This window comes from Escherichia sp. SCLE84 (assembly GCF_012584495.1).
Lineage (GTDB): Bacteria > Pseudomonadota > Gammaproteobacteria > Enterobacterales > Enterobacteriaceae > ECMA0423.
In genome coordinates, this window is the sequence record NZ_CP051430.1 from 2,119,139 (window position 1) to 2,145,139 (window position 26,001).

The following is a 26,001-nucleotide window of genomic DNA, read 5'->3' on the forward strand; positions in this document are numbered from 1 at the left end:
ACCGGAGGCCTGGTATGAGCAACCAAGGCGAATACCCCGAAGATAATCGGGTTGGGAAGCACGAGCCGCACGATTTAAGTTTGACCCGTCGCGATCTGATTAAAGTGAGCGCCGCAACAGCGGCGACCGCCGTGGTTTATCCTCATTCTACGCTGGCGGCAAGCGTTCCGGCAGCTACACCCGCGCCAGAGATAATGCCCCTGACACTGAAGGTGAACGGCAAAACCGAGCAGCTTGAGGTGGATACCCGAACCACGCTACTGGACGCTTTGCGTGAAAATCTGCATTTGATCGGTACCAAGAAAGGTTGCGATCACGGACAGTGCGGAGCCTGTACCGTGCTGGTCAATGGTCGCAGGCTTAATGCCTGCCTGACGCTTGCAGTCATGCATCAGGGGGCCGAGATCACCACCATTGAAGGCCTGGGTTCGCCAGATAATCTTCACCCCATGCAGGCGGCCTTTATCAAGCATGATGGCTTCCAGTGCGGCTACTGCACCTCCGGGCAAATTTGCTCATCAGTAGCGGTGCTAAAAGAGATTCAGGACGGCATTCCCAGTCACGTCACGGTCGATTTGGTTTCCGCTCCAGAAACAACTGCCGATGAGATCCGTGAACGTATGAGCGGCAACATCTGTCGCTGTGGTGCATACGCTAACATCCTTGCCGCCATTGAAGATGCTGCGGGGGAGATAAAATCATGAAGGCGTTTACCTATGAACGAGTGAACACCCCAGCCGAGGCGGCACTTAGCGCTCAGCGCGTACCCGGCGCAAAATTTATCGCGGGCGGGACCAATCTGCTGGACCTGATGAAGCTGGAAATTGAAACGCCCACCCACCTTATCGATGTGAACGGCCTCGGGCTCGATAAGATTGAAGTGACCGACGCGGGTGGGCTGCGCATCGGCGCACTGGTACGGAACACCGACCTGGCGGCTCACGAGCGCGTGCGTCGTGATTACGCGGTACTCTCCCGCGCCCTGCTCGCTGGCGCATCTGGTCAGTTACGTAATCAGGCAACCACCGCAGGTAATCTGCTCCAGCGCACGCGCTGCCCCTATTTTTACGACACCAATCAGCCCTGCAATAAGCGCCTGCCCGGGAGCGGCTGCGCGGCGCTTGAAGGCTTTAGCCGTCAGCACGCGGTGGTAGGCGTAAGTGAAGCCTGCATAGCCACCCATCCGAGCGATATGGCGGTCGCAATGCGGTTGCTGGATGCGGTGGTGGAAACCATCACGCCGGAGGGAAAGACTCGCAGTATCACACTGGCTGATTTTTATCACCCACCGGGGAAAACGCCGCACATTGAAACCGCCCTGCTTCCCGGTGAGCTTATCGTTGCGGTGACGTTACCTCCACCGCTCGGCGGAAAACATATCTACCGTAAGGTGCGCGATCGCGCCTCCTACGCCTTTGCCCTGGTATCGGTCGCGGCGATTATTCAGCCTGACGGCAGCGGGCGCGTCGCGCTGGGCGGAGTAGCACATAAGCCCTGGCGCATTGAGGCTGCGGATGCTCAGCTATCCCAGGGGGCGCAGGCCGTATATGACGCGCTGTTCGCCAGCGCCCATCCCACCGCTGAAAATACCTTTAAACTCCTGTTGGCGAAGCGAACGCTTGCCTCCGTACTGGCTGAAGCGAGGGCACAGGCATGAAATTTGATAAACCCGCAGGGGAAAACCCGATCGATCAGCTGAAGGTTGTCGGTCGTCCCCATGACCGCATCGACGGACCGCTGAAAACTACCGGCACGGCACGCTACGCCTACGAATGGCATGAAGAAGCCCCCAACGCCGCCTATGGCTATATCGTCGGTTCCGCCATTGCCAAAGGACGCCTCACCGCCCTTGATACGGACGCCGCGCAAAAAGCGCCGGGCGTACTGGCTGTCATTACCGCCAGTAACGCCGGGGCACTCGGCAAAGGCGACAAAAACACCGCCAGACTGTTAGGCGGCCCCACTATTGAGCACTATCATCAGGCCATTGCGCTGGTAGTGGCCGAGACCTTCGAACAGGCGCGAGCGGCGGCCTCGCTGGTGCAGGCACACTATCGCCGTAATAAAGGAGCTTACTCCCTGGCGGACGAAAAACAGGCCGTCAATCAGCCGCCGGAAGACACGCCCGACAAAAACGTCGGTGACTTTGACGGGGCTTTCACCTCCGCTGCGGTGAAGATTGATGCTACCTACACGACCCCGGACCAGAGCCATATGGCGATGGAGCCGCATGCCTCGATGGCCGTCTGGGATGGAAATAAGCTTACCCTCTGGACCTCAAATCAGATGATTGACTGGTGCCGCACCGATCTGGCAAAAACGCTGAAAGTTCCCGTGGAGAATGTGCGTATTATCTCCCCGTATATCGGCGGAGGGTTTGGCGGCAAGCTGTTCCTGAGAAGCGATGCGCTGCTGGCGGCCCTCGCCGCCCGAGCGGTGAAACGTCCGGTTAAAGTGATGCTCCCCCGCCCCTCTATTCCCAATAACACCACGCACCGCCCCGCCACCCTTCAGCACTTGCGTATCGGTGCCGACCAGAGCGGGAAAATCACCGCTATCTCACATGAAAGCTGGTCTGGAAACCTGCCCGGCGGCACGCCGGAAACGGCGGTACAGCAAAGCGAATTACTCTACGCCGGGGCGAATCGTCATACCGGCCTGCGGCTCGCCACGCTTGATTTGCCGGAAGGGAACGCCATGCGTGCGCCCGGCGAAGCCCCCGGTCTGATGGCGCTCGAAATCGCGATCGACGAACTGGCGGAAAAAGCGGGCATCGATCCCGTCGAGTTTCGCATCCTGAATGACACTCAGGTTGACCCCGCCGACCCGACGCGCTGCTTCTCTCGCCGTCAGCTTATCGAGTGCTTGCGCACCGGAGCGGATAAATTTGGCTGGAAGCAGCGCAACGCCACACCCGGACAGGTGCGCGACGGGGAGTGGCTAGTCGGCCACGGTGTTGCGGCGGGCTTTCGCAATAATCTGCTGGAAAAATCGGGTGCTCGGGTTCACCTCGAACAAAACGGCACCGTTACCGTAGAAACGGACATGACCGACATTGGCACCGGCAGCTACACCATTCTGGCCCAGACGGCAGCGGAAATGCTTGGCGTACCGCTGGAGCAGGTTGCGGTTCACCTCGGCGATTCCAGTTTCCCGGTTTCTGCGGGTTCTGGTGGACAATGGGGCGCGAATACCTCCACCTCCGGCGTTTACGCCGCCTGTATGAAGCTTCGCGAAATGATTGCCTCGGCAGTCGGGTTTGATCCTGAGCAGTCGCAGTTTGCCGACGGCAAGATTACCAACGGTACCCGAAGCGCCACGCTACATGAAGCCACCGCAGGCGGCAGACTGACAGCGGAAGAGAGCATTGAATTCGGAACACTGAGCAAAGAGTACCAGCAGTCGACCTTTGCCGGGCATTTTGTGGAGGTCGGCGTGTATAGCGCGACGGGAGAAGTTCGGGTCCGGCGTATGCTCGCTGTGTGTGCTGCAGGACGCATCCTGAATCCGAAAACTGCGCGCAGCCAGGTCATTGGCGCAATGACTATGGGCATGGGTGCGGCACTGATGGAGGAGCTGGCGGTGGATGACCGTTTGGGCTACTTCGTTAATCACGATATGGCGGGGTATGAGGTGCCGGTCCATGCGGATATCCCAAAACAGGAGGTGATTTTCCTGGATGATACCGACCCCATATCCTCCCCGATGAAGGCCAAAGGTGTCGGTGAGTTGGGCCTGTGCGGCGTGAGCGCGGCTATCGCCAACGCGGTGTATAACGCCACCGGTATTCGGGTACGGGATTATCCCATCACTCTGGATAAGCTGCTCGATAAGCTGCCGGATGTGGTTTAAGGAGAAACAATGTCATACCCGCTTTTTGACAAAGACGAGCACTGGCATAAGCCAGAGCAGGCGTTTCTCACCGATGACCACCGGACCATTCTGCGCTTCGCCGTAGAGGCGCTAATGTCCGGTAAAGGAGCGGTGCTGGTGACGCTGGTGGAGATACACGGCGGCGCGGCGCGCCCGCTCGGGGCGCAGATGGTGGTTCGCGAAGATGGTCGTTACTGCGGTTTTGTCTCTGGCGGCTGCGTGGAGGCCGCTGCCGCTTTTGAAGCGCTGGAGATGATGGGCTCAGGCCGCGATCGCGAAATTCGCTATGGCGAAGGTTCGCCGTGGTTTGACATCGTTCTGCCCTGCGGCGGTGGGATCACGCTTACGCTCCATAAACTACGCTCGGCACAGCCTCTGCTCGCCGTGCTGAACCGTCTGGAACAGAGAAAACCGGCGGGGCTGCGCTACGATCCGCAAGCACAATCGTTGGTGTGCCTGCCCACGCAAACCCGAACGGGCTGGAATCTCAATGGCTTTGAGGTGGGGTTCAGGCCATGCGTCAGGCTGATGATTTACGGACGTTCTCTTGAGGCGCAGGCAACCGCGAGTCTTGCAGCAGCCACAGGCTATGACAGCCATATCTTCGATCTTTTTCCGGCCTCAGCCAGCGCTCAGATCGATACCGACACGGCGGTCATTTTGCTGTGCCATGATCTCAACCGGGAGCTGCCAGCATTGCAGGCCGCGCGAGAAGCAAAACCCTTTTATCTCGGCGCATTGGGCAGCCATCGAACCCACACGTTACGTCTGCAAAAGCTCCACGAGCTGGGATGGTCCAGGGAGGAGACAGCGCAAATCCGGGCCCCCGTCGGGATATTCCCCAAAGCCCGGGATGCGCATACTCTGGCACTCTCCGTGCTGGCAGAAATCGCCTCTGTACGTCTCCATCATGAGGAGGATTCATGCCTGCCCCCGTCGTCCTGATCCTTGCGGCCGGGCGTGGAGAGCGCTTTCTCGCCTCCGGGGGAAATACCCATAAGTGTATCGGCTGGCGTCAGTCCCCGGAGGTTGCGCCTTATCGCTGGCCATTTGAAGAAAACGGGAGAACTTTCGACCTTGCGATTGAACCGCAGATTACGACTAATGATCTGCGTCTGATGTTGAGGCTGGCTCTTGCCGGCGGAGGAATAACAATTGCCACTCAGGAAACTTTCAGGCCATATATTGAAAGCGGTAAGCTTGTATCGCTGCTTGATGACTTTCTTCCACAATTTCCGGGCTTCTATCTGTATTTCCCACAGCGTCGCAATATTGCACCAAAGCTCCGCGCCCTGATTGACTACGTCAAAGAATGGCGGCAGCAATTGGTTTAAATAGCTGCACCTGCACTGCCTGATGTCAGAACAGTATTTTGATGAATTGCCAAGGTTACAATGGCACAAATGCGGCACAGGAGGAAACGTGGTGTATTTAAATATGGGGTAACTCTTTGATTTTAATGGTGCCGATAATAGGAGTCGAACCTACGACCTTCGCATTACGAATCATAAGAATCCGCTTCTAATTCAAAGTATTACCCCATCAACACTGCGCTCACACGTCCCACCACATCAAAACATGTAAAGCCTTGCAAGCCATTGTGAGGCCTTATGTGTCTCAGTTTTGTCCCACTACGACCTGCACAGAAAATAAGAAAATAGCGGTGATATCAAACAGTACAGAAGTCTTTTTTCTTTCAAATGGAGAAACTGATTAACCCGTTTAATTGTACTCCTCATGGGTAATCAGCAGTCCTCAGAGTAATGGAATGGCAGAAAGGTTCGTGAAAACGATGAAGGAAGACTACATCGCGTTCATGCCGAAACCGAATGTAAGAACGGCATTGCATAATCTTGCAGTGGCGATCGAACATTACAATGAAAACCATCCGCACAGTGCGTTGGGTTATCGCTCTCCGCGAGAATATCGACGTCAGCGGGTAACGTTAACTTAAGATACACCCCCTGTCTGGAAATAAGGGGGCAAGAACAATGATCAGATTCCCTGGTGAGTAAGAATTTTACTTTCTGAACTCCTCTGAGAGTATTGACTTGGAGAAACACCAAAATAACGTCTAAATACATAAGTAAAGTATGAGACACTGGCATAACCACAGACCTTAGCTACTTTACTAATAGGATAACAACGAGTGCAGAGTAAATATTCAGCCATTTGCATCCTCTCATCAAGTATGATCTTACTGAATGATACCCCCTCTTCTTTCAATTTCCTCTTTAGTAAACTTTCGCTGAGATATAATCTTGATGATATATCCTTAAGACGCCATGGTGCAGATAAATCCGTATGAATAATCGTTTTAACTTTAGCCCCTGTGCTTTTCAAACATTCAAACAGAAATACTCCAAATTGTTTTTCAGAAGAAAATGCAGAGAGACATGTAAAAGCAATAGACTCATCAAAAATTTCTATGTATTCAGCACAGTGATTAGCCCAACTAATTAATCCTTTAATTAAACTGAAGTCAGCAAAGTTTATTTTTAAATAAGATGGATATTCCCTACAATCAGAAATTTCCCTTAAGTTATTAGCTTTCAAATAGCGACTAATAAACTCAGCGCCAAAATCCGCCACTATCACTCTTTCAGGATATGTCAGGAAAAAATCTCTAGAGCTAGAGTCGACAAGTACAGATGAACCTCTCTCCAGAAACACACTCTCTTTTCCGAAATAAACATCAAAGGACTCCAAAATCAATATAACTGAACATGTAGTTGCCATATCATCCACCCAACTTAACTGAAACCAGGATGAAGTATATGCATATAAAGTTCACTTTGCCAAACTTCAGTATAAAAAACCACATAAAAAATAGGGTGTGATAAAAAATACCGTAACAATAAAGCAAAGGATTATAAATTCCGTTACAGTTACAAATGATACTCAAGAAACAATTCCTTAGGAAAAACTTATTTACAGCCAATAAGTAAGACACTTATATGATATCAAGTTTTCATAAAACATAACTAGGCTAAATAGCTGCGCCTAATACCGCTACACTTTTGCCAGCCCATGTTTGCCTCCGGGTATTGACCCCTTCTCTACGCAACTTCAGTTCCTACCACCAACTTTGCGGCAGCTTTGTAGGATCAATGTCTAAAAGAATAATGGTGACCGATAAGAAAACGACTGAATAACTGCAAATTTTCGCTCAAAACCTTCCTGTCAGATCCATAGCGAATCAAGTGCTGAATGTCACAGTATCGAACAGAAAACAGTGACGATCTAACCCTTCAAGAATATTCTACGATTGTTCTGTTTAGGAAAAGCAAGGCGGGAAGTCGGGAGATAAGTCATTGATAAAGTGGCGGAGAGAGGGGGATTTGAACCCCCGGTAGAGTTGCCCCTACTCCGGTTTTCGAGACCGATGATACAGAGTCGAAAAATCAAAGAGTTAAAAATTTTTCTTGGAATAAATGTCTTAAAATCGTACACGAAAAATCAATGAATTACATAACATTAAAGAAGAATATTCCAAGCCTTCTTGAGGCTACTACCTGTTTTCAGGTGTCATTCAGACGTGATTTGCCCCAGATTGGGAAAGCACGCTTTTTTCTCAGCTATCGTCCTCTTATTTTGCCGTTACATTTCTTTTTGCACTCTAATGATTAATTTACAATAATAATATCGGTAATTATTGAGTAATAATAAATTGATTATTGCAAATGTAATTTAATTCCATCTTCGCGTTATATTCCAATCTTTAATCTCCGCATGGAACAAGTTGCATGCGTGACTATATTAAGACAACTTATAACCACCAAAACATTTGCTTTGCAAACAAAAACAGTGACCATTGACTCTAAGAAAATTCCGATCTATTGTTAGGGTCATCAAAGTTACTTAACAGTATTCCGAAATGAAAATACAAAGCAAGCTAATTGTCTTATTAAACATTATCATTGCATTTATATTATTTGAGCTTTTAGCTCAAAAATTTGGTTTGAGTACATTATTTTAAAGCAAGATAAACAATATCGGGCACTCTAGTTTTTATAATTAACAATTAAACGTCCATAAAATGTTATTTACTTTTGTTCGCTATTGTCACATCTTAATATAGTGGCTTACGCCACTCTACTTTCATCACATTTTGTACGTTTATGTACTCGCCATGAAGCTCTTTCATGGCGATTTTTTATTCTTAATCCAAGAACATACTCCCTACCTATAGCAAAATCACTTTTTGAACAAAAGAATAACGTATTTAGGTAATCATTACGAATTTACCCTATAGGTGCTACTGGCCATTCAATATCCGGAGCAGTTGTTGTATTAACACGGTTCAGCAACACCCGATACTTTTTCCAGACTTCCAGCAACGAAGTTTCTTCCTCCGTTGCGATCTCCAGCCCAACAACAGTCTGAACGTACCGGGAACAGCCTCCTTCAGGGCTTGAAGGATATCAATGTTCGCTTCCTGTTAACTGCCGGACAAGTGCAACCAGTTCGCTTACCTGATTTTCCAGAGTGGTGATCCGGGTGCCTGCTGTTGCCAGATTTTCACGTAGCGTTGTGTTTTCCTCTTCCAGCGCAGTAACGCGATCATCTGTTTCACGGGCGACCTGAACAAGTAACCCCGTCACGGCGGAGTAGTCAACATTAAGATAGCGAGTTTCTTCGCGTAGCTCGTTGCCGTCAACGGTCGGACCTTGCAACTCTTCACCATAATGAGTAAACGATCCCACAGCTTCAGGTATCGCCTCCATTACTTCCTGTGCAATAACGCCAGCATAAGGCATTCCGTTTTCCTTGAGCGTGTAGGTGTACCCGTTCATTTTACGGATTGCTTTCGTCGCGTCGCTGATAACGCGAATATCGTCTTTAAGGTCGCGGTCTGATGACTGATTCAGCGTTGTGCAATTAATAGCGCCATTTACATCAAACAACTGGCCTGCTGATGTTTTTTGCGCATAAAACAGATATGCAGCAGACGTTCCAACCTCAAAAACGTTTTGTCGATCACTTGATCCCCATACTTTTGCGGCAAATGATAGTTCTGTATTACCTAAGTTCTGTAAAACAAAACGATTGCCAGTCCCTGATTGTTTTGTAAGGGTTAAATCAACAGTTGAGTTAACCTCATCCTTGTTGATAGTGAGCGCCTGCGCTTTAGCACCGTTAACAGCACCTGTTTTGAGTTGAACTGCTCCATCACTGCCATTAAGTAGAATCTCTGCATTACTATGGTAGTTCTTAAGTGACACCATTTTGCTTTCGCCTGAGTGCATACCTAACACCCACGCAGCGGAACTACCTGTACTGTTAAGGCCGCGAACATAGCATGACATTGTAGAAAAATCTGCAACGCTACCAAGTATCTCTACCCTACCTCCACCGGATTTAACTGGTGATGATGTTGTTACTGAGTTAGCTGTAATTAACCCAGACGCTTTAAGATTCTGCACATCAATTCTGTCGTTTGCGAAATTATATGCAATTGCGTTACTAACGCTTCCGGCATCATCATAATCGCGTTTCTGAATAAACCAGTCGCCAGCATTAGCAATGAGAGTATAAGTAGGCGTGTTAGCCGGGCGATCTGTTTCATTAAATCTTATTGCTGGGTTAGCGCTCCTTATTTGTAAAGGTTTTTCAACCGTTGATTTCAGTATCGCACTATCTACAATTAAATTACCTTCTGAGTTAAGGTTTAGATATTTTGAAGCACCAGTTGAACCATCGTATGTAAACCTTATTGTTAATTGACCTGGCTCATTTGATAAAGTTTCAACATACATATCAGCACCAAGACGCACAGTGCTGTCAGTTGCTAACAGTCTTGTATGGAGAATTCCACTAGATGTGTATGTATTGGTCGAATCACTATATCTATCAAGAAATAGACTGTTAAGTTGAGGGCTGTTGTTCCTACCTAAGCCAAGATTCGTTCTGGCACCATCAACAGTTGCCGCATTAGTGCCTCCTTGTCCAATAGGTAATGGAACCCATGACGATCCGTTATGGCAACCCCACAATCCAGATGTTGACACCTGAAGTCGTGGCGCTGATGGTGAGTAATTCGAATAAACGTAAGTTGTCGATTCGCCTTCTTCAATTCTTTCTGTTAATACTATTTTTTTCCATACACTCCAACCTTGTGTGCTGGTATATATCCTTCTATAAAGAATTGATGAATTGTTATATACAAAATAGCTCTGGATACAACCATCACTACCATTAGCACCAGTTCTTTGCACTAACAATGCACCAGCAAGCTGTATCGGGTAATTTAGTTCTGGCTTTGCGTTGGCAGACATTGGTTGGTAATAAAAACCGGCTGTAGTACCTTTTATATCGTTTAAGTTCGTATTCGCATCAAGGCCAGTTTTTGCTTCAAACATGACTTCAAGTTTAGAGCGCGCTGTACTTGCATCATTCGCCCCAGTGCCACCTTGCGCAACTGCGAGCGGTTGCTATCTACCAGCTTTAGGGTTAAATGCGCCCCACTGACCGTCAGCATCAACCTGTAAGTAACAGCCGTCCGCCTGAACGTCAGTAGATAAAATGATGGTTCTTGTGTCGCTTGAACGCTGAAATCGGATAACCTCATCTTTTCTTGCGTGGCGTGTCCATTGCGGGCCTATTGTCGGATTCCAGCGATAAGTATAAAGCGAGCGCGTAGTCCATCCCTGAAATACACCTGTATACGCTGGTGTTCCATCTACCTGACTAATAAACCCCGTAAGACTGCTTTCACCGGATGCAATCGATGGAAAGCCTTTTGCATTACTCATAATGCGCATAAATCCGATATACCCTGATGGGTTGCCGGAAATATCAGGACAATCACGCGGGGCTGAGCCAAGACCGATATTATCGCCAACAATTACTTGCGCCTGGTTGCGATAATTAAGTGCGTCCGCCGCAGATTTCGCCGCGTTTGTTTCACTGGATTTAGCATTAGTTTCGCTGGCTTTAGCGTTTGTTTCGCTGCTCTTTGCTGCTGCCTCACTATTTTTCGCGTTGGTTTCTGATTTTTTGGCTGCTGTCGCGGAGTTTGCCGATGCAGTTTGTGAGTCTGCTGCCGCCTGTGCGCTGTTATCCGCATTCGTCTCAGACGTTTTTGCGGCCTTCGCGGAATTTCCTGCCGCCGTTGCCGAGGAAGCGGCACTGCTGGCGCTCGAGGCAGCGCTCGTTTCTGATGATTTTGCCGCCTCTTTTGAAGCCGACGCATCCCGGGCTGAGGTGGCAGCTTCTGACGCTTTCGTGGTCGCGGTGGATGCAGAAGTGGCTGCTGATTGTTGTGATGCTGCAGCATTCGTTTCTGACGTTTTCGCCGCACCGGCACTGGTGGCTGCCGCGCTTTTTGAGGACTCTGCTGCGGCAGCACTTTTTAATGCTTCAGTGGCCTTTGTTGATGCCGTTCCTGCGCTGGAAGACGCTGACTGAGCCGACGACGCGGCCTGTCCGGCTGACGTGCTGGCTGCGCGTGCTGAGCCTGCAGCATCAGTCGCATGGGTTGCCGCCTCACGGGCTGATGTGCTGGCATCGCCGGCTGACTTCTTCGCGGCTGCCGTGTCCTGTGCCACTGCGGACGCGTTACGCGCCACCTCTTCCACCATCAGTTCAAAACGGCGCAGTGCCTCCGGACGGGCATCATCCTCCGTCATGGCACCGAGAAAATCATTCAGCGTACCCGGTTGTGAGTCTTCATACACGGTGATGGTCCCGGCATGCGATGGCGGGAAGCCTTCCACCAACAGAATAACGCTGTACTGACCGTACTCAACGTCCATGCTGTAACGCCCGGCTTCATCCGGATTTTCAGATGCCACCGTGTTCACCACCACCGTGGTGCTGTTACGTTTTGCTTTCAGCTGGATTGTACAGTTCTGTACCGGTTTACCTGCGCCGTCTTTCAGTACACCTGAAATCTTTACTGCCATATTCACCCCACAAAAAAGCCCGCCTGAACCGGCGGGCTGTCATAACACTGTGTTACCTGGCTAATCAGAACTTATAACCGACACCCACGATGAAACCGTCAGTGCGCCAGTCGCCACTGCCGGAGCCTTCATAAGCAATATCAATGGCCACGGATTCGGTCGGGTTAAACTGCACGCCAGCCCCCCACGCCAGAGACGTGTTGCTGTGGCGACCGTCATCACTTCCGGTCAGCACGTCGTGCGTTTTCCCCTTGTTGTCAGTTACGCGGAGATAATCCCCGGAAAAAGTCGACACACGGCTGTAAGCCACACCCGCCATCGCATACGCGCTGAACCATTCATTCACGCGCACAGACGGCCCCGCCATCACGCTGAACCAGCGGTTACGCACGGAATCTTCATGCCAGCGGGTATCGCTGTAACGGGTCAGCTGGCGATTCTTGTCTCCTGCATAGCTGAATGAGGTCACCATCCCCAGTGTGTCCGTAAACTCATAACGGTATTTCACGTTAATCCCGTTCAGATTATCGCTGCCGGGAGCGTTCGTACGGGCATGAAGATACCCTGCGCTCAGTGTGGCCTGCTGCTCAGACGCCCATGCAGGCGCACCGGATACGGCCAGACAGATGGCTGCGGACAAAATGGCTGCACAAATTTTACGCATAATTACCTCTCGCTTTTCTGCAATAAAAAAGGCGCCAGAAATGGCGCCCGCATATGGGTTATGAAAATTCAGCTAATCGTGATACCTGCTGTGGATTTCTTCATCACCACAACCAGCAAATCACTGATACTGGCTGTGGGATACCAGTCATTTACCAGCCACGCTGATACCGAAAACTCCAGCGTCATGTGACCGCGACCAGCAGGCATATCAATAACACCTGTATAAACCAGCGTATTATCCAGCGCGGTACGGTTATAAATTTCAGCACCGTTTTTCTTCACTATCAGGCGGCATGACGAATAAATATCGTTATTCTCCCGCTCATGTTTAGCGCCACGAAACGCCACCGCGGGAATAACAATCTGCCGGTCAAACGGCTGATCGTCATAAACCCTGACGGTAATGGTCCCTGATGGCCACCGCTCCGGTGCACGGGAGTCCCGGGGGAAAGCTTTGCCCACTGTTTTAACGAGATCGCCTTCAATCTGGTTCGCAGACAGTTTTCCCAGAACCCGACAGTTTTCATTTATCGTGACATTGTTGAGCGTCCCGGCGTTCGCATTCACACTGCCACTGATATCCGCATTTTTCGCCGTCAGTCGCCCGTCCGGTGTAAGGGAAAATGCAGGAGGATTACCGCCACTGGTAATGGTGGGAGCCGTCAGATATTTCAGGAACACGTCGTTCATGAATATCTGATCACCCTGACCAACAAACATCGGCTTTGTGTTGCCATTCGCAGGATTAATCATCGCAATCCTGTCTGCCGCCAGCAGCACCTGACTCTGCATTCCTGCTGGCGTATTCTCAATACCGGCACCGATACCCGCAATATAAAGGCGTCCGTCCTGCATCTGCTGCAGTTTCACGGCCCACATGCTGTTCAGGTTATTATTTGTATCAACCTGAACCTTCTGTATCTGCTGAATTGCCGCACTCTGGTCTTCCAGTTTCTTATTGACGGTCTGCGTGATTTCATTGCTGACATCCGTAATGGACGTCCTGATTTCAGCCAGGTCAGGCGCAAGCTGACCGTTATCAATCTGCGTCCACAGCTCCTGAGCCAGATGGGTTTTCCCTATCTCGCCTTTGAAAAAATCCAGATAGCCGGATGCGTCATCACTCGGCTGACCAACAGCCTCCACGAATGCCGATTTGCCAACGGTGTTCACACTGCGAACGTAAAAATAATAATTATGGCCCGGTTTGATATTGATACTGGCGGCTATCCAGTACAGCGCCGTACCAAGATAGCGTGCTGTGGTTTCAACCTGCCTGATATCCGCAATCCGCTTTTCCGAGAACCAGAACTCAAACTGTACCGTCGGATCATAAACGGCAAGATGCGGCGTGGCGGTTATCTGAAAATAGCCCGGCGTCAGCTCAATCCGCGACGGCGCTGCCGGTGCGGCGATCCGGAACGATACCGATGCCGGATCGCCCTGCTGTCCCCAGGCATTTGCCGCCCGGACTGTCAGCCTGTAGTTTCCCAGCGCCAGCTGCGTGAAGCGGTATGTGGTTTCCGTCGTCCGGGCCGTGCTGACCAGCCGCTCACTGCCGTCATCCGCTGCCACGGTCAGGCGAAGCAGGAAACTCACGCCCTTCACCACCTTCGGCGTGTCCCAGCGGGCCAGTACCTGATATTCCCCGCTGTCTGCGGTGACTTCGGCAGTCAGGTGCTGCACCGCGGGCGGCGTGACGCCATTCACCGTGCCGCTCAGGTCGCCGTCAAAGTGCGCCCCGTTATCCACGATGGCTTCTTTTTCGGGTACATGCTGCACGGCGGTGATGGCATACGTGCCGTCGTCGTTCTCACGGATACTCACACAGCGGAACAGGCGCTGGCGCAACGTCGGCAGCTTCATCCCCCATATGCTGTATCCGGCAACGCCGTCAGGAACACGGCTCACTTTCACCTTCACACCGTCGGTGACGGACTGAACCTCCACGCTGACCGGATTGCCACTTCCGTCAACCAGGCTTATCAGCGTGGTACCGGAGGATGGCTGCGTGATTTCACGGTCGAGCGTCAGCGTCCGGGTCTGGCTGTTCACCGCCAGCACGCGCCCGCCGGTGCTGATACCGGCATAGTCATCATCGCAAATTTCAATGACATCGCCCGGCACATGGCGAAGCCCTTCTGCGCCCACGCTGAAATCCACGGTCTGCGTTTCCAGCAGTTCCGTTTTAATCAGCCACAGCCCGGCTCGGTGTGCCTGCCCCCGGCTGGTACAGCCAAAGGCATCCATCTTCGTGACGTTACGACCGTAACGGGCAATGGCCTGCGTGTCCTCCACAAGCTCTGTCGCCGTCTCCCAGCCGTTATCCGGGTCAATCCAGTTCACCTCAACGGCATTATGGCGGTCCTTCAGGGCGCTGAAGCTGTAGCGGAACGGCGCGCCATCATCCGGCATCACCACATTACTGCGGTTATAGGTCCACACCTTATCCGACGGCCGGTCCTGCACGAACGTCAGCGTCTGCCCGTTCCATACCGGCATACAGCGCATCGCCGAGCAGAAATCACTGAGCACATCCCACGCCTTGCGCTGTGTGGTCAGGTACGCATTACAGGTGATGCGCGGCTCCGTGCCGCCAAAGCCGTCCGGCACCGACTGGTCGCAGTACTGGCCGATGACATACAGCGCCCATTTATCCACATCCGCCGCACCAAGACGTTTCCCCATGCCGTAGCGCGGATGGGTCAGCATATCCCACAGACACCAGGCCATGTTGTTGCTGTATGCCGGTTTAAACGTTCCGTCCCAGATACCGCTGTATTGCCGCGTCTGCGGGTTATAGTTCGACGGCACCTGCAGAATGCGCCCGCGAAGATGATAATTACGGCTCACCTGCTGGCTGCCGAACTGCTCCGAATCCACCTGTACGCCGACCAGTGCCGTGTTCGGGTAGCACTGTTTCACATCGATGATTTCGGTGTATGACGACCAGAGCGTTTTGTTCTGCAGCTGGTCTGTGGTGCTGTCCGGCGTCATCCTGCGCATCCGGATATTAAACGGGCGCGGCGGCAGGTTATCCACCACCACCGAGGCCAGATACTGCGAGGTGGTTTTGCCCTTAATGGTGATGTCTTTTTCCGTCACCCAGCCACCATTACGCTGTATCTGAACCAGCAGGCGAACTTCCGACGGATTCCGGTCCCCCTTTGAGGTGGTTTCCACCAGTGCCTGCACACCGAAGGTAAAGCGCAGACGGTCGATGTTTGCAGACGTAATGGTCCGGGTGATCGGCGTGTCATATTTCACTTCCGTACCCAGCACCGTCTCGGAGCCGGAGGATTCAAACCCCTCCGGCGGTGTCTGCTCCTGCTCACCGGCACGGAACACCACCGTGACACCGGAGATGTTGGTATTCCCCTCAGTGTCCAGCACCGGCGTACTGTTCAGCAGCACGCTTTTTAATCCATCCACCGGACCTTCTATCGGCCCTTCGCTGATGGCATCGATCACACTCAGTAACTGCGTGGATTTCAGGTTGTCCTTCGCTTCGCGCGGGGTATGCCCCTTACTGCTGCCTTTACCCATTCCTCACGCTCCATAAACGACAAAACCGCCCGCAGGCGGTTTCACATAAAACATTTTGCATCAGCGGCCAATCACCACAACCTGACCACCATCCCCTTCGTCTGCCGTGCTGATCTCCTGAGAAACCACCCGCGACCCCACGCGCATTTCACCGTACAGAACAGGCAGAACATTGCCCTGGGCAACCATGTTATCCAGTGACGAGAAATACGTGTTCTGCTTACCGTTATCCGTGCTGGTCGTTGTTACGGTACTGGCTTTCGGTGTCAGCATCTGCGCCACACCGCCAAGGATCATACTGGCCCCCGCAGCATACATGCCCGATAAAGCCGCAGCTCCCAGCCAGCCTGCAGGGTTCCACCACGCCACCGCAATCAGCGCCGCACCCAGCACCGCCTGAAACACACCGCCACTTTTTGCTCCCGCAAGACGCGGAACGATGTGGATCACGGCACCATTTTCCAGCGGCTCATTAAGACGGGCTGATAATTCGTTTTCGCCTGCATCACGCCCGGCAATGCGCACCTGATACCAGCCCTCATTCAGTTTCTGACGAAACGCCGGGAGCTGTGTGGCCAGCGCCTGGATGGCTTCGCCCCCCGTTTTCACACGAAGGTCGATGCGGCGGCCAAATCGTTGCAAATCCCCGTAAAGGCAGATGCGTGCCATGCCCGGTGACGCCAGAGGGAGTGTGTGCGTCGCTGCCATTTGTCGGTATACCTCTCTCGTTTGCTCAGTTGTTCAGGAATATGGTGCAGCAGCTCGCTGTCGCCGCAGTAAATAGCGGCATGATTCGGCACCGATGAACCAAAGCAGCACAGCAGCACATCGCCCGGCTGCGCCGCTGACAACGGCACCTGATACAGCCCCGTTGCCTCCAGATTATCCAGATAGAGATTCTGGTCGTTACGCCACCAGTCATCCTCGCGGTGAAAATCCGGCATCTCAATCCCCGCCAGATGGTAAGCGTCCCGGAACAGCGTGTAACAGTCCGTCACCCCGTGCTCAAAGCGCCGCCCGGTGAGATACGGCACACAGCGGAATTTATGAATCTCCCCGCGGCAAGCCAGCCACCACGGCAAATCACTCTGCACCTGTAGCCGCCGGTCGGCTTCACTCAGCCAGGGCAGACCACCGGGATGGCTGTGGACCAGCGCGACAATCTCACCCTGCATCTCTGCCCGCAGCCAGTCCTCCGGAGCCATCCGGAAATACGCCTCCGGCTCACCGGAGATATTCACGCAGGGAAAATATCTTTCCCCTTCCGGCGTTCTCACCACGAAGCCGCACGACTCCGCTGGCGCACATCGCCGGGCGTGCGCCAGAATCGCTGATTCTGTCTGTGTCATGGGATTTACTGCGAAAGTTTGTTAATGGAAAGGAAGCCGCCAAAGTTGCCGACGTTATTGCGAAACTTACAGCCACTCAGGCATTTGCTGCATTTATCCTTCGTGATATCGGACGTCGGCTGGTCATATTCATCCGCGACAGCCGGACCGTGATAACCGCACTCATCACCGCGATAGGTCCAGGTGCAGGTATTAGCCAGCATGATGCGGCCCGGAAAAACAGCGCCGTCCGTTTCCGTCGGCGTGGACAGTACAAAGGAGGCACTGACCGCGCTCAGTTCGCTGCACTGCTCAATGCGCCAGCGGCTGATTACCTCCTGCTCCGGATCGGCGTCACTGTTTCCGTTGACGAAGTTCACCGCATCCAGAAAACGGGCGTAAACCTTACGCCTGACCACCGTTCCGCCGACCAGACTCTGCAGGTCTTCCGCCATCCCGGTGACCATGCCGTGCAGATTAGAGACTTTCAGCGTTGGCCTTACACTGGCTCCTTTGCCGTTCATCTCAAATCCACTTCCCTGAATGGGATAGGCCTGATACTGCCGCCCCTGCCAGGTGACTGGTTCACCTTTTTCGTTCTGCTCATTACAGAAGAAATAACGATCTCCGCCGACCTCTGTCAGATCAATTTCCCAGAGCACGATCAGCGCGGATTGCTCCGTTTTAGTGCACTCATTGAGTGTTTCCTGCTGTATATCCTGCATCAGTGAGTGACCTCTTCAAAGGTACAGTTAAAATCGGTATACATGGCATTATCCGAAATGCTCCACTCCCTGCAGACAACCCGGACAGTCCTGTTGTGTTTTGGCGGACGCCACAAAAAAGCACGAATCCCGGCATGACGGGATAAAAAACTGTCCAGCGCGGCACGGGAATATTCATCTGTGACACGAAATACCGGTTTAAACGTTTTCAGATCCGCATTCAGACCACCAGCCCGTCGCTGTTCATATCCGTCACCAAACTTTACCGTAATAACTGATGGCTTTCGTGTCGTCTCCATCCCCTCACGGGGGATCCAGTTAAAAACTTCAGGCTCAGGCACTGTACAATCCTCCATCCCGACGCGATGACTGCATAATTGACACAACCCTGCTGTCGATCAGATCCACCAGTCCCCTGGCTGAGCGCGCATCTATCTCGCCATTGCTCCCTTGATTCTGAATGCTGATGTGATACACGGGAGAATAAACAAACCCCCCGCCACTATTCACATTGCCAATGGCTCTGACCCCAAGAGAGCCGTCCGCTGCCCGTGTCAGTGGCATGATAGCTTCAGGCCCGGCCTCGCCCATCAGCCCGGCACCTTTCGCAAAAGCAAAATACGTCGGTGTATCCACAATAGTGTTACTGTAAGCACTCAGATTTGCTGATGTGTAAACACCACCTTTTGCGTTTGCCACCGCCCCCGAAATCCATCCGCCGACCGTACCAAGCCACCCTCCGGCACCGGAGAGTGACTTCAGTCCGTTAACAATGGCCGCATTCATCAGAATTTTTGAAACTTCCTGGAGAATTGAACTCCCCCAGTTTCTCCAGTCCACAACATTTCCGGCCAGTGCATCGGAAATATTTGATACCAGTCCGTCCATAGTGGAAACGACAGCATCTGCCGCCTGCGAAGCATAATCGGTGGCACTGTCTGCCCAGTTGGTCAGCCCCTCCTGGAGTCCTGCATTCCAGTTATTACGTAAAGCATCGGCCTTTGCATAATAATCCTGCTGATCGCTGAGACGCTCTTCCAGATATTTTTTATTCAGTTCTTTCTCCTGTTTCCACAGAGCTTCTTCAATTTCTCCGGCCTGATACTGTCTCAGCAGCTCGTTATTTTTCTGCTCAAACTCATGCCGGATACTCCACATTTCCTGGAGTCGTTCACGCATCCGTGAGCCTTCACCATATCCCAGTAACTGCGCGTCGTTAGACGCCCGGGTACTGGCATTACTGTCCGCCAGGCTGCTTTCATACGCAGCAAGCTGCTCACGAATCTTTTTCTGGTCGATGAGTGCTGCATTCTGCAAAAGCGTTTTTTTCTGCGCTTCTGACAGGGTTGATAATTCGCCCTGACTGACCTGATATTTCATCTTAGCCAGTTCAGTATTCTGCCCTGCCAGTGCTATTTGTTCTTTTTGCTGTTTAATCAGCCGTTTATAAATATCTTCTGTTTTTTCCGCTTCGGTCTTTTTATGCGCTTTGGGTTTATTTGCCTGGTTATTTCGCCAGGCATCCAGTGAGTTATTGATATAATTCTGTCTGGCTGTCTGATACGCCTCTCCCACAAAGCCGAGATCATCCGCAGCATAACCCAGTCGGGCACGCTCACGGGCTTCCCCCTTCAGGCGGGACAGAGCCAGTTCGCGCTCGCTGTTATTCAGTGCAGTCTGCTGTTTATCATCCAGGGTTGCCTGTGGTAGCCGTAACGGTACATTCACCAGCCCCTGTCGCTGCTGAAGTAACTCATTACCAAGCCCAAGAAGGCGATTAAACTCGGTATGCTGCCCATTCATGATCAACAGGGACTGATACGCTTTGTTTTGTTCCGCGGCCTGTTGACGGATCAACGCCACCCGTCGCTCCTCCAGCCCGGCAAGCACATCCTGAATGGATTGCGCTTTGCCCTGCATTTGTGTGAGACGGGACTGTTCAACTGCCAGTTGATTTGTTGCTTCTGCAAGCCCTTCTGTGACAGTTTTTACCGACGTCATGTGGTTAATCATAAAACCGTTATCGGTTGTCCAGCCCGGGTTTGCCAGCACATACTGATAGCCAGCAATTTTTTCCTGTAAGGATTTAATCTTACTTTTCTGCTCGTCAATTAACCTGTTTTGCTCATCAAGTGCCTGCCGCGTCTTTTCCTCATTATCTGACGCTTCAGGAAGCGACATTGCCGACGTTTTCTGGCGAATTTCGTCGATTGTTGCGGCATACTGGCGTGCAGATTCTCTGGCCTGCTCCTGATTCTGATACATCGTGTACCAGGCCGTCGCCCCCAGCATGACGAGTCCCGGCACACCACCAACCAACCCCAGCGCACCACTTAACAGACGACTCCCCACTGACGTGACAGTATTCAGCGTTGTCTGTGCCGCTGTTCTGGCCGCAATATTACGAGTAAGTGACGCCTGGGCAGCTGTCAGCTTCGCTTCTGCTGCGGCCTGCCTTTCGGTACCGCGAGCAGCAACAACCGCCTGTTGCGCACGATAAACCGCCGCACGCGCCCTGGCGGTTGCTATCTGTGTCCCCCGAAGTTGCGCTTCAGCAAGAGCCACTTCGTTTCTGGCTGCAGTAATTAATCCGGCAGTTGCAGATCCAGCAGAAGACGCCATATTGCCAAAATATCGGGCTACCCCGACGGCAACCAGAGCACCGGCAGCGGTTGCCACGGTGTCAATATTGCCTGCAAGACCATTCAGCACCCCGGAGAGCGTCTTCGTCACTCCGCTTGCCTCGTTCGCACCACCAACCCAGGCCATAAAGGCGTTTTCAACTTTGGTTGCAGAGGATGAAACCGTATCAGGCATTGCTGCATATTCATCACGCAACGCCCCAAGCTGACTAATCAGTGCAGGAACAACCTTATCGGCGGTTAGTTTTCCGTTATCCGCCATGGCCTTCAGATCCTTGCGGGCAACGCCCATTCCCGCAGCCAGCGCACGAATAACACGATCACCGCTCTCATTCACCGAGTTAAACTCTTCACCGCGCAGCACTCCCTGCGCCAGTGCCTGACTGAACTGCGTGATCACCGAACTGGCTTCTGCTGTACTGGCACCGGATAATTTCAGGCCCGTGGAGATCGCCTCGGTGACTTTCAGTACCTCCTCAGAACTGTAACCATACTCCCGCATGGAAGCTGCAGAACGTGCAAAAAGGCTGGCGTTATCAGAAAACGCCGTCCCCGTTCTCTGGCTGATCGCCATTAATTCACGTTGTGATACCTGAAAATCATCACTGGACTGTGAGGCCTGCTTCAGACGGGCATTTACTGAATTCCACTCATCGGCGAGAGAAATAAGATGACCGGTAGCAAAAGCCCCGGCAAATGCCCCCGCCATATTCAGTGCCGAAGATTTAGCTGTATTTATCTGATCCGTCACTTCTGCCAGTGCACGCCGCATTTCACGGGATGCAGCAGCGGACTGCCGGCCTCCGTTCTGCATGGTACGGTAGTAATCCTGCCCCATACGCGAAGCCCGGGAGATCTCTGACTGGAATGACCGGGAATTTGCCGAGATTTTAATAATCAGTTCACGTAATGTCGCCACACTCATTCTCCGGACGAAAAAAAACCGCCGAAGCGGTTATGTTGACTCACTGAGACACTATTAAAAGCGCTTTTTCCAGTCCGGCAAATGGATCTGATACGCCTTCTGTCTGCTCCTTCTCCCACTGAAGAAGCGCATCATTCAGTGGCACTTTGACCCCCTGCGCACCGTAAACAGCCGAAACAATCTGGGCAGCCCGGATATCAGCCCGTTCGTCCCCCAGCGGGCTGAACCTGTCAAATTCTGCCCACATCATGATTTCTGATGCGGACATTTCCCGGCGTAACTCTGACAATGTGCGCCCCATCCTGAGCGCCAGCATCATCAGAAAACGCATCCCCGGAAGCGCTACTTTTTTTTAACCTCGCCGGCATCACTGATCAGTTCCAGAGACTGCCGAAGAAGCCGCGCATGCACCGGGCCATACACGGCAATCACCTGTTCACGATCATCCTCTGAAAATACAGGTTGCAGTCCGGTATCACACAGAACATCAATGAACAGTTCAACATCTGCCTCCAGATTTCGGCGGGCGCGCTCCGCAACGGATAACGGTGTCTCATTATCTTTTGCTTTAACGATCTCCTGCCAGCGCAACCAAGCTTCTGCAGAAGGTTCCCGTAATACAACCGTTACCCCTTCCCATTCAGGCACATCAACAGTTTTATGGCGAAACCCCGACATCGTTGCCAGTGCCAGATTGCGGATATTTTTAGTCATCACATCTATCCTCATTAACTGACGGTAACAGTGCAGGAAGTGGAGGTCACCTTGTTAACAGGGCTTGCTGAATCAGAAATCTCGCAGGTATACGCACCCGCATCACCGGATGATGCTGATGCCTTACTGAACGTTGCCGCCGTCTGTCCGGAAACAGGAGAACCACCTTTCTTCCAGACATAAGAATAAGGCGGCACACCACCCGCAGCCTCAACCGCCATTTCAAGTTTCGCTCCGGAAGCAACCCGCAGCGTGCTTTTTAAATCAACCTTCACTTTCAGCGAAGCTGTCGTCAGCACAGGTTTGCCTTTCAGACGCAGGGAAAACGTTGCAGCCACAACACCATTGGTTCCTGCAGACCAGGTATGCTGACGCACTTCTGCCATAAAGGTAAATCCGTTGCCTGACGGAAAAATAACTTTAAAGCCATACGTGGTGTCATTGTCATAGGCACTGCGCAACGCGTTCTGGGCAGCATTGAGGTAAAAGTTGCCTGACATGGAAATCTCTGACGCGGCACCAAGACCGTTAATATTTTCCTGCTCAACAGAACACAGCGTGGTGACATCAATATCCTGCTTTTGTCCAGCGGTAAACTGCACTTCTTTGATTGTACAGCTCAGGCCAAGATAGCTGGCAGAATCCAGGGTTTCTGCTGTTACCGGTGCAGACGAAATCATAATTTTCGTCAGTTGCGAACGCTCAAAATTAGAGGACATACTCGTCTCCTGAAAATAAAAAACCCGCCAGCGGCGGGTGGGTAAAATCATTAACGACCTCAGGCTATTACCTGAAATTCAAGCGTGGCTCTGCTCAGACGGGAATCAGGATCATAACCCTGAGTTTTAGAAATAACGGATGGTGCCAGTTCCCTTACCGCATCAAGCGCCTGCTCACGGATATCATCTGCGTCATCAGGAGCCGTTGCCCAGATATCAATCTGCACTGTGATTCTGGATTCAGCCTGACCATCAAGCACATCAGACGCGATGTCAGACACCACTGAAAACACCAGCCATGGTGGAAATACCGCAGGCTTTCCCTCCGTCAGCGGGACCACATAAGGATAAACCTGCCCTCCGGCCAGTTTGGACAGAAGAGCATACAGCGTGGCTTCTCTCATTTACTCAGCACCCCATCAATAGCCTGATTCATATGCTTCATGGCAACCTGTGCTGCCAGCTCCTCTGTCATATCAAAGGCCGGGCGAATGAACGGATGGGCAGGCATATTGATAGTCCCCAGCTCCACGAAACGCCAGTAAAACGCGTTTCGCGGATCGCTGGCTTTCATGCTGTTATCACTGTTTCTGGTTCGCAGATTCCGCCCACGAATGTGGACACCAGAGATAATTTCACCACGACGCTTTGAACGCTGAGTGAGAATAACCACGTTTTTCTTCAGTTTTCCGGTTCGCTCTGGCGCATGGTCAATAACCGCCCCCCGGATAACCTCTGCACCGGCACGGGAGGCATCGCGAAGCACCTTATTACTCTCTGCTCTGCTGAGAAGTTCCAGATCTCTTGCAATATCCGCCAGGCCAGAAAAATCCAGACTAAAATCCGTCACATTCCACCTCTCTGGCTGCAAAGTATTTCAAGCCTGGAGGATCGTGCGTCCGGGATCGGCGGCCCGTCGATATTCAGAATGGATCCCTTGAATGCCCCGGTCAGCACTTTCAGACGTGAGGCGGCCGTCACATCGCGCCGAAATCGCATCCAGACTCTTACTGTTGTCTGCGCGGTTTCCGCACCGCCCGATATACGTTCCCGCCCACTGATCCCCTTAACCTCTGCCCATACCGTAGCCCCCTCTTTCAGGGTTTCCTCCGGGTGACCGGAAGGGGTACGGGAGGTCGTAATATTCAGAATAACCACGCGATCACGTAATCTTCCTGCCTGCATGAAATCCTCCTACGTTCCGGGATGAAACCGATACATTCGGAGTCCGGTATAGAAAAAATCAGGTACAGCATCCTGCATTTCCCTGTTCTCGTACCAGTAGCCAACCAGTTGCATAAGACGCAACTTTATCAGCGGTGTTATTACAAGCCCGGTCGTATCCTGATCAGGAACAGTTTCATCGTGAAGTGTCCGGTTTAAAAACTTTTCAGCCTCTTCTCTGGCTGCTGCCAGATACATCATAAGAAGTGCATTCTCCTGTTCATTGTCATCATCAATCCGGCACTGAACACGAAGCTCTTCCAGAGTAGGCATCATTTGGGCTACCTCTATGAATGCTGTTTTTTAGCCTTATCAGATACCCGTGCAACAGGTGTTCTCTTATCAGAAACAATCCCTGCTGCAGTGGCAATTTCACGTACCCGTTCGGGTAATTCTTTATCTTCATACTCACCAGCACGAATGATCTCAACGCGCATACCGTCCGGTGACCATTTCAGATCTTGTTTCAGGATCATGATTCTTTCACCTGTCAGAACAGGGGCGCAATTCAGCGCCCCTGAGTGATTACGCCGCTGCAATCTTCAGCAGTTTGATGGCCTGCGAATCGACCAGCATGCCGCCGGTGCGCTTGGTGGTATAAAAACCGACAAACGGTTTATTGGTGTACGGATCACGCAGAATGCGGGTACCGATACGGTCAACGATGGTGTAACCCCGTTTGAAGTTACCAAATGCAATAGCTTTCGCATCAGCGGCGATATCCGGCATCTGTTCGTTTTCAGCGATACCGTAACCCGCCAGAGAGGACGGTTGCCCCAGCTCCAGCCCCGGACGCCACAGATAGTTACCCTCGGTGTCTTTCAGCAGACGGATGGCAAACAGGCTGTTGTTGTTCATCATGAACTTCGCGCCAGTGCGGTGTGCCTTACGCAGCGTGTAAATCAGTTTGATAATGGCGTCTGCGGTCACCGTCGTCGCTTCACCGGATACAATATGCTGAAGTTTACCGAACGCACGAACCTTATCGGTTTCATCGGTGGATTCATACGCCAGGAACCCTTTTGGCTTCTTGGTGCCATCACCGGTGGTAAAGGCAATTTCTTCCTGTTCGGCAAATTCGGTCGCCAGCTCGCTGTTGATCCAGGCCTCCACGTTGAAGAAGGCATCATCCAGCATTTTCTGAGTGGCCTGCGGGTTACCGTAGATTTCCCCCATGAAAGGTTCAATCAGTCCCAGTTTTGAGGTGGCAGTCTGGGAGCGCGCGTCAGTCTCGCCCACCCATCCGGAAGCCGTGCCGCCCAGATTCACCAGTTTTTTGTAGTCGGAACCGCCAACAGTGATCACCGTGGCTTCCTGGCGCATCACCACTTCATCTTTCAGCAGGGTGAGAATGTTGCGATCCAGTGCTTCCGGCACGGCATAGCCACCGTCTTCATCGGTGCCCACCTGCAATGCCTTGCGCTCCAGATCGCGCAGACCGTCTTCACGGCCTTTACGCAGAAAGCCCACAAACGCCTCTTTGTGCTCTGTGGCCAGTTTATTTTGCGCACCACCTGCCGGACGTTTCAGCTCAAGCAGCTCTTTTTCAAGGTCGCTTTTGAGATTTTCCAGCTCGCTGAGTTTCCCGTTCAGGGTTTCCACCTGCCCGGCAAGTTTGCCTTTTTCCTGCTCAATCGCATCCACGCGCTTGTCGTTCTTTGCTTTGAAGTCGTCAAACTTCTGCTGCAGCTCCTGCGCGACCTGTTCGACATCTTTAATATCAACCGCCATC

At 52.1% G+C, this 26,001-nt stretch carries 21 protein-coding genes and 4 pseudogenes; 6 read left to right on the forward strand and 19 right to left on the reverse strand.

Annotated features, from left to right (window positions below; translation table 11 throughout):
* The first annotated feature begins 14 nt into the window (after window positions 1-14).
* From paoA to HGD79_RS10470, 6 genes and pseudogenes are all read left to right on the forward strand, one after another.
* Window positions 15-704 (forward strand): aldehyde dehydrogenase iron-sulfur subunit PaoA, encoded by a 690-nt coding sequence (gene paoA / locus HGD79_RS10445; RefSeq protein ID WP_000070694.1) that lies wholly within the window; start codon window positions 15-17, stop codon window positions 702-704.
* Window positions 701-1,657 carry an aldehyde oxidoreductase FAD-binding subunit PaoB gene (gene paoB, locus HGD79_RS10450; RefSeq protein ID WP_000643332.1) on the forward strand — a complete coding sequence of 319 codons (957 nt, stop codon included), beginning with the start codon at window positions 701-703 and terminating at the stop codon, window positions 1,655-1,657. The genes paoA and paoB overlap by 4 nt, the downstream gene beginning before the upstream one ends.
* On the forward strand, window positions 1,654-3,852 hold the full coding sequence (gene paoC, locus HGD79_RS10455; protein WP_168848385.1) for an aldehyde oxidoreductase molybdenum-binding subunit PaoC: 2,199 nt from the start codon (window positions 1,654-1,656) through the stop codon (window positions 3,850-3,852). The genes paoB and paoC overlap by 4 nt, the downstream gene beginning before the upstream one ends.
* Before the next feature lie 9 nt (window positions 3,853-3,861).
* On the forward strand, window positions 3,862-4,818 hold the full coding sequence (gene paoD, locus HGD79_RS10460; RefSeq protein ID WP_000121330.1) for a molybdenum cofactor insertion chaperone PaoD: 957 nt from the start codon (window positions 3,862-3,864) through the stop codon (window positions 4,816-4,818).
* Between the two features lie 50 nt (window positions 4,819-4,868).
* Window positions 4,869-5,207: pseudogene (locus HGD79_RS10465) on the forward strand (LysR substrate-binding domain-containing protein); the annotation flags it as partial.
* 410 nt (window positions 5,208-5,617) lie between these two features.
* Window positions 5,618-5,827, forward strand: a pseudogene (locus tag HGD79_RS10470) (integrase core domain-containing protein); the annotation flags it as partial.
* Window positions 5,828-5,868: 41 nt separating this feature from the next.
* On the opposite strand, the gene HGD79_RS10475 reads toward HGD79_RS10470, so the two are convergent.
* From HGD79_RS10475 to HGD79_RS10565, 19 genes and pseudogenes are all read right to left on the reverse strand, one after another.
* A complete protein-coding gene (locus HGD79_RS10475) occupies window positions 5,869-6,612 on the reverse strand; it encodes an AraC family transcriptional regulator (protein WP_073528136.1) in 744 nt (247 codons plus the stop codon).
* Window positions 6,613-8,117: 1,505 nt separating this feature from the next.
* Window positions 8,118-8,261 (reverse strand): annotated as a pseudogene (locus HGD79_RS10480) (tail fiber assembly protein); the annotation flags it as partial.
* Window positions 8,262-8,297: 36 nt separating this feature from the next.
* Window positions 8,298-11,780, reverse strand: a pseudogene (locus HGD79_RS10485) (prophage tail fiber N-terminal domain-containing protein).
* A 64-nt stretch (window positions 11,781-11,844) separates the two neighbouring features.
* A complete protein-coding gene (locus HGD79_RS10490) occupies window positions 11,845-12,444 on the reverse strand; it encodes an Ail/Lom family outer membrane beta-barrel protein (protein WP_168848386.1) in 600 nt (199 codons plus the stop codon).
* Between the two features lie 68 nt (window positions 12,445-12,512).
* A complete protein-coding gene (locus HGD79_RS10495) occupies window positions 12,513-15,992 on the reverse strand; it encodes a host specificity protein J (RefSeq protein ID WP_168848387.1) in 3,480 nt (1,159 codons plus the stop codon).
* Between the two features lie 60 nt (window positions 15,993-16,052).
* A complete protein-coding gene (locus HGD79_RS10500; protein ID WP_130553433.1) occupies window positions 16,053-16,700 on the reverse strand; it encodes a tail assembly protein in 648 nt (215 codons plus the stop codon).
* Window positions 16,598-17,341 carry a C40 family peptidase gene (locus HGD79_RS10505; protein ID WP_168848388.1) on the reverse strand — a complete coding sequence of 248 codons (744 nt, stop codon included), beginning with the start codon at window positions 17,339-17,341 and terminating at the stop codon, window positions 16,598-16,600. The genes HGD79_RS10500 and HGD79_RS10505 overlap by 103 nt, the downstream gene beginning before the upstream one ends.
* A 5-nt stretch (window positions 17,342-17,346) precedes the next feature.
* Complete coding sequence (locus HGD79_RS10510) at window positions 17,347-18,045, reverse strand: phage minor tail protein L (RefSeq protein WP_052929219.1); 699 nt, start codon at window positions 18,043-18,045, stop codon at window positions 17,347-17,349.
* Window positions 18,045-18,401 (reverse strand): phage tail protein, encoded by a 357-nt coding sequence (locus HGD79_RS10515; RefSeq protein ID WP_001330090.1) that lies wholly within the window; start codon window positions 18,399-18,401, stop codon window positions 18,045-18,047. Before HGD79_RS10515 ends, HGD79_RS10510 begins: the two co-directional genes overlap by 1 nt.
* On the reverse strand, window positions 18,379-21,606 hold the full coding sequence (locus HGD79_RS10520) for a phage tail tape measure protein (RefSeq protein WP_000224016.1): 3,228 nt from the start codon (window positions 21,604-21,606) through the stop codon (window positions 18,379-18,381). The genes HGD79_RS10515 and HGD79_RS10520 overlap by 23 nt, the downstream gene beginning before the upstream one ends.
* A 46-nt stretch (window positions 21,607-21,652) precedes the next feature.
* Window positions 21,653-21,943, reverse strand: coding sequence for a DUF4035 domain-containing protein (locus HGD79_RS10525; RefSeq protein WP_230989717.1), 291 nt, complete (start codon window positions 21,941-21,943; stop codon window positions 21,653-21,655).
* 11 nt (window positions 21,944-21,954) lie between these two features.
* Entirely contained in the window at window positions 21,955-22,326 is a 372-nt protein-coding gene (locus HGD79_RS10530) for a phage tail assembly chaperone (protein ID WP_168848389.1), read from the reverse strand.
* A 14-nt stretch (window positions 22,327-22,340) separates the two neighbouring features.
* Window positions 22,341-23,045, reverse strand: coding sequence for an immunoglobulin domain-containing protein (locus HGD79_RS10535; RefSeq protein ID WP_000097524.1), 705 nt, complete (start codon window positions 23,043-23,045; stop codon window positions 22,341-22,343).
* 59 nt (window positions 23,046-23,104) lie between these two features.
* Entirely contained in the window at window positions 23,105-23,449 is a 345-nt protein-coding gene (locus tag HGD79_RS10540; protein WP_063084496.1) for a DUF3168 domain-containing protein, read from the reverse strand.
* Entirely contained in the window at window positions 23,446-23,895 is a 450-nt protein-coding gene (locus tag HGD79_RS10545; protein ID WP_119725929.1) for an HK97-gp10 family putative phage morphogenesis protein, read from the reverse strand. The genes HGD79_RS10540 and HGD79_RS10545 overlap by 4 nt, the downstream gene beginning before the upstream one ends.
* Entirely contained in the window at window positions 23,892-24,230 is a 339-nt protein-coding gene (locus HGD79_RS10550; RefSeq protein WP_168848390.1) for a phage head closure protein, read from the reverse strand. Before HGD79_RS10550 ends, HGD79_RS10545 begins: the two co-directional genes overlap by 4 nt.
* Before the next feature lie 9 nt (window positions 24,231-24,239).
* A complete protein-coding gene (locus HGD79_RS10555) occupies window positions 24,240-24,545 on the reverse strand; it encodes a head-tail connector protein (protein ID WP_021543573.1) in 306 nt (101 codons plus the stop codon).
* 11 nt (window positions 24,546-24,556) lie between these two features.
* Window positions 24,557-24,745: a hypothetical protein gene (locus tag HGD79_RS10560; RefSeq protein WP_021543574.1), complete on the reverse strand. Its 189-nt coding sequence runs from the start codon at window positions 24,743-24,745 to the stop codon at window positions 24,557-24,559.
* Window positions 24,746-24,794: 49 nt separating this feature from the next.
* Complete coding sequence (locus HGD79_RS10565; protein WP_001393068.1) at window positions 24,795-26,000, reverse strand: phage major capsid protein; 1,206 nt, start codon at window positions 25,998-26,000, stop codon at window positions 24,795-24,797.
* Between the last annotated feature and the right edge of the window lies 1 nt (window position 26,001).